This window comes from Rummeliibacillus sp. TYF005 (assembly GCF_003844195.1).
In the GTDB taxonomy this organism is placed as follows: domain Bacteria; phylum Bacillota; class Bacilli; order Bacillales_A; family Planococcaceae; genus Rummeliibacillus.
The window spans coordinates 1-12,572 of sequence record NZ_ML122560.1; the positions used below are offsets into that span (position 1 = coordinate 1).

General features: G+C 35.0%; 14 protein-coding genes. All 14 read left to right on the plus strand.

All coding sequences use genetic code 11. The annotated features are described in order from the left end of the window. Positions 1-103: 103 nt before the first annotated feature. Positions 104-2,095: an ABC1 kinase family protein gene (locus CW357_RS10495; protein ID WP_124217992.1), complete on the plus strand. Its 1,992-nt coding sequence runs from the start codon at positions 104-106 to the stop codon at positions 2,093-2,095. Between the two features lie 76 nt (positions 2,096-2,171). Beyond that, positions 2,172-2,915, plus strand: a complete 744-nt coding sequence (locus CW357_RS10500; protein WP_119414820.1) for an NfeD family protein — start codon at positions 2,172-2,174, stop codon at positions 2,913-2,915. A gap of 10 nt (positions 2,916-2,925) precedes the next feature. Next, positions 2,926-3,936 (plus strand): flotillin-like protein FloA, encoded by a 1,011-nt coding sequence (gene floA / locus CW357_RS10505; protein ID WP_119414821.1) that lies wholly within the window; start codon positions 2,926-2,928, stop codon positions 3,934-3,936. A 26-nt stretch (positions 3,937-3,962) separates the two neighbouring features. Then, positions 3,963-4,418: a hypothetical protein gene (locus CW357_RS10510; protein ID WP_119414822.1), complete on the plus strand. Its 456-nt coding sequence runs from the start codon at positions 3,963-3,965 to the stop codon at positions 4,416-4,418. A gap of 48 nt (positions 4,419-4,466) precedes the next feature. Further along, positions 4,467-4,706 carry a hypothetical protein gene (locus CW357_RS10515; protein WP_119414823.1) on the plus strand — a complete coding sequence of 80 codons (240 nt, stop codon included), beginning with the start codon at positions 4,467-4,469 and terminating at the stop codon, positions 4,704-4,706. A gap of 5 nt (positions 4,707-4,711) precedes the next feature. Then, positions 4,712-5,830, plus strand: a complete 1,119-nt coding sequence (locus tag CW357_RS10520; protein WP_119414824.1) for a sporulation protein YqfD — start codon at positions 4,712-4,714, stop codon at positions 5,828-5,830. Between the two features lie 2 nt (positions 5,831-5,832). Beyond that, positions 5,833-6,789: a PhoH family protein gene (locus CW357_RS10525; RefSeq protein ID WP_119414825.1), complete on the plus strand. Its 957-nt coding sequence runs from the start codon at positions 5,833-5,835 to the stop codon at positions 6,787-6,789. Between the two features lie 194 nt (positions 6,790-6,983). After that, on the plus strand, positions 6,984-9,113 hold the full coding sequence (locus tag CW357_RS10530) for an HD family phosphohydrolase (RefSeq protein ID WP_119414826.1): 2,130 nt from the start codon (positions 6,984-6,986) through the stop codon (positions 9,111-9,113). 16 nt (positions 9,114-9,129) lie between these two features. Beyond that, positions 9,130-9,618, plus strand: coding sequence for an rRNA maturation RNase YbeY (gene ybeY / locus CW357_RS10535; protein ID WP_119414827.1), 489 nt, complete (start codon positions 9,130-9,132; stop codon positions 9,616-9,618). Further along, entirely contained in the window at positions 9,605-9,967 is a 363-nt protein-coding gene (locus tag CW357_RS10540; RefSeq protein ID WP_119414860.1) for a diacylglycerol kinase family protein, read from the plus strand. The genes ybeY and CW357_RS10540 overlap by 14 nt, the downstream gene beginning before the upstream one ends. A 10-nt stretch (positions 9,968-9,977) precedes the next feature. After that, positions 9,978-10,385, plus strand: a complete 408-nt coding sequence (locus tag CW357_RS10545) for a cytidine deaminase (protein WP_119414828.1) — start codon at positions 9,978-9,980, stop codon at positions 10,383-10,385. After that, positions 10,372-11,283 (plus strand): GTPase Era, encoded by a 912-nt coding sequence (gene era / locus CW357_RS10550; RefSeq protein ID WP_119414829.1) that lies wholly within the window; start codon positions 10,372-10,374, stop codon positions 11,281-11,283. The genes CW357_RS10545 and era overlap by 14 nt, the downstream gene beginning before the upstream one ends. Positions 11,284-11,303: 20 nt before the next feature. Then, entirely contained in the window at positions 11,304-12,095 is a 792-nt protein-coding gene (gene recO, locus CW357_RS10555; RefSeq protein WP_119414830.1) for a DNA repair protein RecO, read from the plus strand. A 156-nt stretch (positions 12,096-12,251) separates the two neighbouring features. Continuing rightward, positions 12,252-12,569, plus strand: a complete 318-nt coding sequence (locus tag CW357_RS10560; protein ID WP_369973749.1) for an ArsR/SmtB family transcription factor — start codon at positions 12,252-12,254, stop codon at positions 12,567-12,569. Positions 12,570-12,572: the final 3 nt, after the last annotated feature.

Genomic DNA, 12,572 nt, shown 5'->3' on the forward strand with positions numbered 1-12,572 from the left:
TTAAACACCACCACATTTGACAAAGAACCAATGTTTTTACAAGCCTTACCAAATGTATTGTGGTTTAATAGAAGTAACGAAATTATTATGCGAAGGTGATTCCATGCATTATTTATGGACAGCTTTACAACTGATAGGAATAGGATTGCTGATCTATTTCGTTAGTGGGCGTCTTATTGGGACAAAGCTTAATTTTATCAAAAAGGTATTATCAGCTACGCTAAGCGTTGTATTTACGACATTTGTTTATTGGTACTCGTATTTGCGTCATACAGATTTTCCGAAAGAAGATATGATTCAAGAAGTCACAAATATCAGTACACTTGTTTGGATTGGAAGTATGTTGTTAATCGCCATGTTGTTTTACTTAATCCTAGAATTATTTGATCCGATTAAATTAGGAGAGCGAGGAGAACGATTAACAGGAAACCAAAATATAATAACTAGATTACGCGGTAGTTGGAGAAGACAAAGACGCCTTTCTCAAGTTTTCAGAATTGCCTTTCGACAAGGTATTGGACGGACTTTAAGCTATAAAAGGACATATGAAAATGACCGTTTTCTTGCGAGTATCTTACGAAAAACATTAGAAGATTGCGGTGGAATCTTTATCAAGTTTGGTCAAGTATTATCAACTCGAAAAGATATCCTTCCTTCTGCATATATTTTAGAATTATCAAAATTACAGCAATTTGTTAAACCAATGACAACAGAGCAAATACATGAACAATTATCAGAAAATCTATCACAACCTTTAGAGGATATTTTTAAATATTTTGATGACGAACCACTAGCAGCAGGTTCAATTGGTCAAGTACATAGAGCGCAGTTAAAAGCTAATGGTGATGAAGTGATAGTAAAAATATTACGCCCAGAAGTAGTATCAGTTATGAATCAAGATTTAGATATTCTTCTGCATTTTGCGAATTGGCTTTCAGAAGAATCTTCTTGGGCTGAAAATCTTGGCATATTTCAACTAGCAAAAGGTTTTGCTGATAATCTTCGTGAAGAGATTAATTTTGAAATTGAAGCTAGAAATATGGAACAAATAACAAATTCATTAGGCAAAAACAAAAAGATTGTAAAAATTCCTAAAATTTATAAAGAGTATAGTAATCGAATGATTTTAGTTATAGAGTTCATACAAGGGGTAAGTATAAAAGATAGCGCATTACTACTTAAACAACATAAAATTGAAGAGAAAGAATTATTGCGCTCCATTTACTTTACATTCTTACATCAGTTGCTCGTAGCGGGCGTTTTCCATGCAGATCCACACCCTGGGAATATTTATGTACTTGAGGAAACTGGTCAAGCTTGTTTCTTAGATTTTGGTGCTGTAGGAAGAATTGGACCGATACAACAACAAGGCTTACGCACGATGTTTATCGGTATTGAGCGGAATGATCCTAAAGTAGTACTTGAAGGAGTAAATAAATTAGTTCAAGATGATAAAATCAATCATGAGGAAAATCTTTTACAAGCAATTAGCCAATTGCTTATTAAACTTTCTTATTTAGATCGAATTTCTGCAGAAGAACTTGTTCAATCTCTTTTTACCATTATGCAGAAGCATGAGTTACGTCTATATCCAATGGTAGGTGTAGCATTACGAGCGCTAATTACTTTGGAGGGGACGTTGAATTTTTTAGATACAGATTTCGATTTGTTTTCCGAAGCAAAACTATTTACTTCAGACAACAAAAGCAAATTCCTACCTGTTTCAAATATTAGAGAAACAAAAGCTCTGTTAGAACAAGAATTGATCATGTTATTACCTTCTTTAAGAGATTTACCAAGACGATTTGAAAATATGGCAGAGACCATAGAAAAAGGCAAAGTAACCGTTAAGTTAGATGTTTTTTCGGAGAAAGCCAGTAGCACATTTGTCAACCAATGGCTATCCTATTTTATGTTGTTAATCGTCGGTATAACAATTGGCATTATTTCCGTATCTTTATTGGCCATTTCACAATTCATCAATTCGGCTTCTGCCATTTATCTAAATACGGCTTCGTTCTTGGGGTTATTCTTAAGTTTAATAATTCTTGTACGGTTGTCCATTCATGCTATTAGAAATTCTAAAAAGGCATAAATGAAACTTATTGTGGATTTATCCGTATACTATAATGATAGGTTTTTAGACGGAGGAGGGGTAAATGTAAAGGAGAATGCAGAAAACAAAAATATTGATTATTGCAATGTTCTTAGTGTTTTATGTTTCTAGTCCAAGTTATGCCAGTGACAACTTAACAACTCATACGACAGATGGCATGTTACTGTGGATGACGCATCCTTTTGTTGTAGCCATTTTACTTTGTATAGCTAGTATCGGTATTGTCTTTCAGTTATTTCAACCACATTTTGGATTTGGCGGTATTATAAGCATCTTGGCGCTATTAATTTTTTACGTAATTCATATGATTACAGGATTTGCAACTTGGCAAAGTATATTTATACTGGTATTTGGTATTATTTTATTATTACTGGAGCTGATCTTGCCTGGTGGTATTGTAGGAATCATAGGGTTTGTTGCAATTATTATTAGTTTGTTGAGTTCAGGAGCAGATACGACGCATATGGCATATGCAATATTGACTGCTTTAATTATGGCAGTTTTAGGAATGGTGATTATGATGAAGTTTTTTGGTAAAAAACTGAATATGCTAAACAAAATGGTTTTAAAGGATTCAACGGATACTGAAAAAGGATATATATCCAATAAGAGTCGTACAGATTTGTTAGGATTGGAAGCGATTACGACAACACCTCTTCGTCCCTCTGGCACAGCGATGTTAGGAGATGAGCGCATTGATGTCGTATCAGAAGGTGGCTATATTGAAGCTCATAAAAAAGTCACTATTATTAAAGTAGAAGGCGTTCGTATAGTCGTACGAGAGTCTCATAAAGTATAGGAGGAGAACAATGACAGCATTAAGTGGTAGTTTCATCGTTACAATTATCGGAATTGTTGTTGCTTTTTTAGCGCTAGTAATTCTATTTACTTTTGTGCCAGTAGCATTATGGATTTCAGCATTAGCTGCAGGTGTTAAAATTAGTATTTTCACATTAATAGGGATGCGTTTACGTCGGGTTATCCCATCAAGAATTGTTAATCCTTTGATCAAAGCACATAAAGCAGGCTTACCTGTTACTATTAACCAATTAGAAAGTCACTATTTAGCAGGTGGTAATGTCGATCGAGTAGTAAATGCATTAATAGCAGCTCACCGTGCGAATATTTCTCTAACATTTGAACGTTGTGCAGCAATCGATTTAGCAGGGCGTGATGTTTTAGAGGCAGTACAAATGTCTGTTAACCCTAAAGTTATCGAAACACCATTTATCGCTGGTGTTGCGATGAATGGTATTGAAGTGAAAGCAAAAGCACGTATAACTGTTCGTGCAAATATTGACCGTTTAGTCGGTGGGGCCGGTGAAGAAACAATCGTTGCCCGTGTAGGTGAAGGGATTGTCAGTACGATTGGTAGTTCACAAAGCCATACGGATGTACTTGAAAATCCAGACTCCATTTCACAAACTGTATTATCAAAAGGATTAGACTCAGGTACAGCATTTGAAATTCTTTCCATCGATATTGCGGATGTTGATATCGGCAAGAACATTGGGGCAGAACTTCAAATTGAACAATCCCAAGCAGATAAAAATATTGCACAGGCAAAAGCCGAAGAACGTCGTGCAATGGCAGTTGCTTCTGAACAAGAGATGATTGCAAAGGTACAAGAAATGAAAGCAAAAGTAGTTGAAGCAGAAGCAGAAGTTCCTATGGCGATGGCAGAAGCTTTACGCACAGGTAATATCGGTATTATGGATTATATGAATTACAAAAACATTCAAGCTGATACAGGAATGCGTGATTCAATTGGTAAAATGAATCAAAATGGACATGACGCTAACAACACTAAGGAACAATAACTTAAACGAAGAAAGGAGGGTGTAACTTGGAAGCGATTATTTTACTCGTCATCTCTTCACTTATAGGCTATTTCTTAAAAAACAAAGAAGAGCAATCCAACACGCCTCCACCTGTTAATCGTAGAGTCCAACGCTCTGAGCCAAAGAAAATAGAGCAAACAATGCGTAGAAAGCTTACTGAAGCTTCAAAGAACGTTATACAAGAGGTAGAAAAGAAGATTCCACAGCCTGATGAGTTGAGAAAACAGGCAAATGAAATGATTCAGAAACAAGAGAGAAATATTGAAAAAAATGTTTTTGAACATTTGAATCACACTTCTTATGACCGTTCTGAAATGCTTCAAAATGTTACAAAAAAGCAAGTTGCAAAAGATGATAATAATCAAACAAACAACAGCTTTAAATTTCCTCAAACCCCAAATGAGTTAGCTCAAGCAATGGTTATGGCTGAAATTTTAGGCCCGCCTAAATCGAAAAGATAACATGCCCTCCTCTCTTTAAGCATATGCTAAAAAGAGAGGAGGTTTTTTATGTCGAAAAGGCTATTTCAAGTAATGCCTCTGGTCGAAATTGAAAACTTCCAGCATATGCGAATCAGAGGAGATTTATTGCTTGAGACAATTGCAGATAACCATATGATTTTTATACATGAAGATTATCGTATAAAAATTGAAGCAGATTCATTTCATGTAAAGCTTCTTCGAGATGAGCTTTTAGCACTTGACATGGAAAACTTAAAAAAAATTGAGCTAACCAGAATAGAGGATTAGGAAGTATGAAAAAAAGTCGAGAATATCGTATTGTTCGCATTCGTATTAAACGAACGAAAAGAGTCCCAGCTTTTTTAACTGCCTTAACAAAAAATAATATTGTCTTACGTCATCTTATCACTACAGAAAATGAAGTATCATTCCATACAACTAGAAAAAATTTACGTATAATTAGGAAACTACGGTATCAATATGGTATTACATTCCGCATTGAATCATTAGATGATGACCACGTTTTAAGAAAAGAATGGATTGTCTATGCCGGTTTACTGATATTATTCGCAATTCCTTTTTTCTTTTCACAGTGGATATGGCAAGTTTCAGTTGAAAATGCTACACCTGAACAGACGGATGAATTATTTGAAACATTACATGAAATGCATCTTGCAGGACCATTTCTGAAAAGGGATAAACCTGATGACACTATAATTAGGCAGAATATATTGACAAAGCATCGTGATTTATCTTGGGTACACATCCATCGCAGAGGGAGCAGAATAATATTTGAACCTCTGGCTGCACCTATTATTGAAAATGAAGTCATTAATGACCCTATTAAAGGAAATTTAATTGCTAAAAAAAATGGTGTTGTTACTCATTTTAATTTATCGAAAGGTGAACGAGTAGTAGAAGAAAATGATGCTGTAAAAAATGGACAATTATTAGTAACTGGAATTTTAAAACGTGGTGAAAAGGATATCATTTATGGAGCAGAAGGTGAAGTTTATGCTGATTATTGGATAGAATCAGAGTTTTCGTTACCCAAGGAGATTACTTATCAAACCATGGGGGAAAAAACATATCATTTCCGTTGGGCAAATGAAAAAAAGACTGAAAAAGAATGGAAAGTTGCAAACCTTCCAAAATGGTTTTCAATGATTGGGGAAGTTTATATACAACAAGAATTGATTAAAAAGAAGGTGACAATCGATGAAAAATCAGTGGAGGATTTTGTGATACCACTATTGCATCAAAAGTATTTAGAAAAATTACCCCGTAAAACAGTCGTTAAACAAGAAAAACTTTTGAATGTTACAATTGATAATGATACAGTAAAGGGGAAAGTATTGTTTTTAGTAAATGAAAATATTGCGATTAAACAAGCGATTAACCAAGGAGATTGAGCATGACAGAACAACAACCTATTCAATTACAAATGCAAGATCCAAACGAAGCAGTCATGCTTCTGGGCATATCTGATGCCAATTTAAAATTAATCGAAGAAGCTTTCCAAATTCAGATGATTACCCGCGGTGATTCAATTGTCATTGTTGGAGAAGAAGAAAATAAACAACACGCAAGTCAATTAGTACAGCAATTATTAAAAGTTATTCGTAAAGGTATTAACATTAATCAGCGCGATGTTGTCTCTGCACTTGAGATGTCTAAAACAGGAACGATTGAATATTTTGCGGAGCTCTATGATGAAGTTATTGCGCGGAATACAAAAGGAAAAGCTATACGAGCAAAAACAATAGGTCAAAGACAGTATATTCAAGCAATTCGCCATAAGGATCTAGTATTTTGTATTGGGCCAGCAGGAACAGGGAAGACATACTTAGCTGTTGTGATGGCAGTTCAAGCTTTAAAAAATAGTCAAGTAAAACGAATAATCTTGACAAGACCAGCTGTAGAAGCCGGTGAAAGTTTAGGCTTTTTACCAGGAGATTTAAAAGAAAAAGTTGACCCATATTTAAGACCGTTATATGATGCGTTACATGATGTATTAGGCGCAGAACAAACAGGACGTATGATTGAACGTGGAACAATTGAAATCGCACCACTCGCGTACATGCGTGGAAGAACATTGGATGATGCTTTTGTCATTCTCGATGAAGCACAAAATACAACGGAAGCACAGATGAAAATGTTCTTAACACGATTAGGATTTGGATCTAAAATGGTGATTACTGGTGATGAAACACAAATTGACTTACCACATGGAGCAAAATCAGGTCTAATTAGTGCAGAAAAAACGTTGCGCCACGTTAAAAATATTGAATTCAGAATTTTAGAACAAGGTGATGTTGTCCGACATCCGCTTGTTGCAAAAATAATTCAAGCATACGAACAACAAAAATAGCATGAAATCAGAGGTGCAATTGTATCTCTGATTTTTTGCATTTCTTAAAAAATAAAAAGCCACCTATAATAGTGATTGAACCGTACATAGAACTTTCCATTTAAAGGATAAATAAAATAATTTTACTAATATTCTATAAAATAATGATGGAAAATCTCTTTTCTATTGGTATGATAAGAAGAGGAGGTGACGAGATGATTAATATCATAAAAACACTCAACCAATATGTACGTTTCCCCTTATTACTAGCAAGTTTATTATTTCTAACGGGAATCATACAATTTTTCTTAATGGTCAAGGATATTGAAGGGGAGCAATATGACATTAAATTATTCCAATTGTCACCTGAAACAATTCGCTCCACCAAAACAATAGAAGATACGGAAAAAACGGAAAGTGACAGAGAAAAAATTGCTAGCGAAGTTAAGCCTGTTTATACTTTTTCGCCTGATATTGCTAAAAACCAAGCAGCAATTATTAGTTCTACATTTGATTACATAATTGAAGTTCAAAAGACGATTAATAAAGAAAAGAGCAAATCTAAAAAAGACATAGAAAAGGAAGAACAGATAAAAAATTTAAGAAATAAACTAGATGAGATTAGTACAAATGGACAAACTGTTCGATTAACTGGTCAAGAAATATCAACATTACTCGCGCAAAATGAAGAAGATCTTATTAAAACAAGAGATACTCTGACTTCTATTATCACTAAATCTTTATCGGAGCCTATTCGTCAAGAACAAGTATCAGATGAAAAAGCAAGTGTAGAAAAAATAGTTCGAGGAAGTTATACAATACCTGAAAGTATTCAATCTATTGCTATAACATTAGCCAGAACATCTATTGTAGAGACTGAAAAAAAGGATAATAAGTTAACGAAAGAAAGAATTGAGCAAGAAAAGGCAAATGTCGACCCAACAAGAATTCTACAAGGTCAAATTATTGTACAAGAAGGACAACTGATTGATAGAGAAGTATATCACCAATTGGAAATAACAGGGATGCTGTCAAATCAGCAATCTAAGAAACCGATTGTTGGATTAGGGCTTTTTATCTTCTTACAAATGGCTTTCTTTTATGTAGCATTTTATAATTGGAAAGCTGATAAAAAGTTAAAAACACGTAATTTAATTATTACAATGATTGTATATTTAACTTCTATCATTGTGATGGAATTATTAAATTTAGTTTCGAGTGACTTTGATGTGACAATTGGTTTTCTATTCCCGGCGGCAGTCGTACCTATGCTTATTCGAGTTTTGGTGAACGAACGTATTGCATTGCTGACCACTATTATGACAGCAGCTGTTGGAGGAATTGTCTTCCAAGAAGGTTATTCTTCTGTTATGCAAATGGAAGTATCTCTATATATTATCTTCAGCGGATTTGCTAGTATTTATTTTATGCGAAATGCCAAGAAGAGATCTAGTGTGATGACAACAAGCTTATATGTAGCTGCAGTAAATATTGCCTTTATCGCATTTTATTTGCTTTTATCTCAGTCCAATTACGAGGTAAGAGAATTAGCTTACTATTTATTAGCAGCAATTGTTTCAGCTATTTTATCGGGAGCATTGATGCTTGGATTACTTCCTTTCATTGAATCAGCATTTGGATTGTTATCTACGTATCGCTTGATTGAACTATCTAATCCAAATCATCCATTATTAAAGAAGATTTTAGTAGAAACACCTGGTACTTATCATCATAGTGTGATGGTAGCAAATTTAGCAGACGCTGCTTGTGAAGCAATTGGAGCTGATGGCTTACTAGCTCGAGTAGGTTGTTATTATCATGATATTGGAAAGACAAAAAGGCCAGGCTTTTTTGTGGAAAATCAAATGTCAGGTATTAACCCACATGATCAGCTCCCACCGAATACAAGTAAAGATATAATTATTGCACATGTGGAAGATGGTGTTAAAATATTAGAGCAGCATAAAATGCCAAAGGAAATTGTAGATATTGCAAGACAACATCATGGTACAAGCTTGGTGAAATTCTTTTACTTTAAAGAGAAAGAAAATAACCCAGATGTGGAGGAATCAGCATTTCGTTATGCTGGACCTAAGCCACAAACGAAAGAAATTGCTATAATAAGTGTAGCAGATAGTGTAGAAGCTGCTGTACGCTCGATGAAGAATCCAACATCGGAAGGTATCAGACAGCTTGTTCACAATATCGTACAAGATAAATTGCTAGACGGACAGTTTGATGAATGTGATCTTTCTATCCGTGAACTGAAAACGGCTGAACGCGTTTTTTGTGAAACTTTAAATGGAACCTTCCATTCACGTATCGAATATCCGAAGCCAAAATAAGCCTAGGAGGCATAAAATGAGTTTGAATATTGATTTTTTAGATGAAACAGGAAAAGTAAAGGAATCTGATATTGCATTAGTGGAAAATCTTTTGCAACATGCAGCGAAGATTGAAAATATTGAAGATGGTACAGAAATCTCCATTACTTTCGTCACTAACGAAGAAATCCATAAGATTAACCGAGAGTACCGCCACAAAGATGCGCCAACAGATGTTATTTCTTTTGCTCTTGAAGAAGTGGGCGAAGGTGAAACACCTATTATTGCAGAAGGAATGCCACGTATTTTAGGCGATGTCATTATTTCAATTGATCGTACAAGAGAACAAGCAGAAGAATACGGCCATTCATTTGAACGTGAACTTGGTTTTCTAGCTGTACATGGTTTTCTACATGTTCTTGGCTATGATCATATGGTTCCTGAAGATGAAAAAGTGATGTTTGGAAAACAAGATGAGATATTAGAATCCTATGGATTATCTCGTGAAAATAATGATCGTGCGTAAGTTTTTACATTCCTTTAAATATGCGATTGAAGGCATTAAACAAGTAATGGTCGAACAAAATTTTCGTTTTGACTTAATGATGGTGTTTATTGTTGTAGTAGCAGGTGTATTTACAGGCCTATCTCAGCTAGAATGGATTATATTAATCGTTGTGATGGCTATTATGCTGTCACTTGAAATGATGAATACAGCTATTGAGAGGGTTGTTGACCTTGCTTCTCCTGGAATACACCCATTAGCAAAGGCTGCAAAAGATATAGCAGCAGGGGCTGTGCTTGTTTTTGCTTGTGCAAGTGTTATAATCGGTATACTTATCTTTATACCGAAATGGATAAATTTATGGGATTGAGGTGTATGAAATGGAAAAAGAACAGTTAATAGAACTTGCAAAAGAAGGCCGCGAAAAAGCTTATGTTCCATATTCAAAATTTAAAGTAGGAGCAGCGCTGTTAACAACTGACGGCAAAGTATTTAAAGGCTGTAATATTGAAAACTCTGGTTATTCTATGACTAACTGTGCTGAACGTACTGCAATGTTCAAAGCTGTTTCTGAGGGTGAAAGAGATTTTGCTGCAATTGCAATTGTTGCAGATACAGAAGGTCCTTGTTCACCATGCGGAGCATGTCGACAAGTTATTTCAGAGTTTTGTGCACCGAATATGCCAGTTTACTTAACAAATATGAAAGGCGATGTGCAAGAAACAACTGTAAAAGAGTTGTTACCAGGCGCATTTTCACCGGAGGATTTATTGAATGCAGGAAAATAAAGTTTTTAAATCAGGATTTGTCACAATTGTTGGACGTCCAAACGTAGGAAAATCTACATTTTTAAATAATGTCATCGGACAAAAAATCGCAATCATGAGTGACAAACCACAAACTACTCGAAACAAAGTTCAAGGTGTTTATACAACAGATGATGCTCAAATGATTTTCATTGATACACCAGGAATTCATAAACCAAAACATAAACTAGGCGAATTCATGTTAAAAGTATCTAAAAATGCTTTGCGTGAAGTTGAAGCTATTATGTTCATGGTAAATGCGACTCAAAAACTTGGCGCAGGTGACAAATATGTAATGGAAATGCTAAAAGGCACGAAAACACCTGTCTTTTTAGTAGTCAATAAAATAGATGCAGTGCATCCTGATGAGCTTTTGAATATTATCGATTCGTATAAAGCAGAATTCGAATTTGCAGAAATTGTACCTATTTCAGCACTACAAGGGAACAATGTACAACAACTACTTGATACATTGAAAAAGTACTTACCAGAAGGCCCACAATATTACCCAGCAGATCAAGTAACAGACCATCCTGAACGATTTATAATTGCAGAGTTAATACGTGAGAAGGTATTGCATTTAACACGCGATGAAGTACCACATTCTATAGCTGTTGAAATTGAAAAAATTGCAAAAGATGAAAATAAGGACTTAGTACGCATCAATGCTTCTATTATTGTTGAACGTGATTCACAAAAAGGAATCGTCATTGGTAAACGTGGTGCCTTGTTAAAAGAAATTGGTACACGTGCTCGTAAAGACATTGAAACATTACTTGGAAGTAAAGTCTATTTAGAACTTTGGGTCAAAGTACAAAAAGACTGGCGTGACCGTGCATCACAACTTCGTGATTATGGATACCGTGATGATGAATACTAGGAAATAGGAAGTGAAGACAATTGCTGAATAAATGGGAAGGCATTGTCTTAAAAACACGACCGTATGGCGAAACAAATAAAGTCGTCACACTAATGACAAGAGAGGTTGGCAAAGTTGCAGCAATGGCTAGAGGAGCAAAAAAACCGTCTAGCCGTTTAGCTGCGATTAGCCAACCCTTTGTACATGGTACTTTTATGATTCAACAAGGCCGTGGCATGGGGACATTGCAACAAGGGGAACCTTTAGAATCTATGCGGCATATTCAAGAAGATATTGTAGCAACAGCATACGCTAGCTATGTTGTTGAAATTATTGATCGTTTAGTAGAATCTGAAAAACCAGAACCCTATGCATTTGATGTATTAACACAAGCACTACATGCAATAGAAGAAGGATATGATCCAGAAGCAATTGCCATGTTCGTAGAGTGGAAAATGTTACCTTACACAGGCGTACAGCCTATTCTACATGCATGTGCAAGTTGTGGTTCAGTTGAAGGAGAATTTGCGTTTTCGTTTACACAGGGAGGTTTCCTATGCCACCGTTGCTTCCAACGAGATCCATATCTTATCCGTTTAACACCAACACAGCTAAAGCTTATAAGGATGTTCTATAGTGTACCAATAGACCAAATTGGTAAGCTAACTTTAAAAAAAGAAACAAAGAAATTTATCCGTAAAATTGTTACGACTATATATGAAGAACAAACGGGTATGCGCTTTAAAAGTCGCTCATTTATAGACCAATTAGAACGCACCCCATTACTGTTCGATGCACACTTTACTAAGGACGAGGAAGATCATCAATCATAAAAAGCTTCGATACTAGCTATAAAAAGCTATATCGTGGCTTTTTGTTTTTTATTCAATTGTTTTGACTTTTTCAATTCATCGTACATATAATATGTATATATGAACAACTAATCATATAAAGAATCTAAGAACATTAAAAAAGGGGGCGTTCACGTGATTGAGGAACAAATTTCATTCAATAATGAAGATTTAGATGAAGAAATTTTATTTTTAGTATCTCAAACATTTAAAGCAATCAGTGATCCAACTCGAATTCGTATTTTAAACTTATTGAGTAAAAAAGAATGTTCTGTTAGTGAACTTGGTGAGAAGTTAAATTTAAAACAGTCTACTGTTTCTCATCAATTAAGTTTTTTGAAAAATTTAAGATTAGTGAAATTCCGTCGCGAAGGGACGACAGTTTTTTATTCACAAGATGATGCGCATGTCATGGCCATTCTACAACAAACGATTGAGCATGCGAAACATAATTAGAGG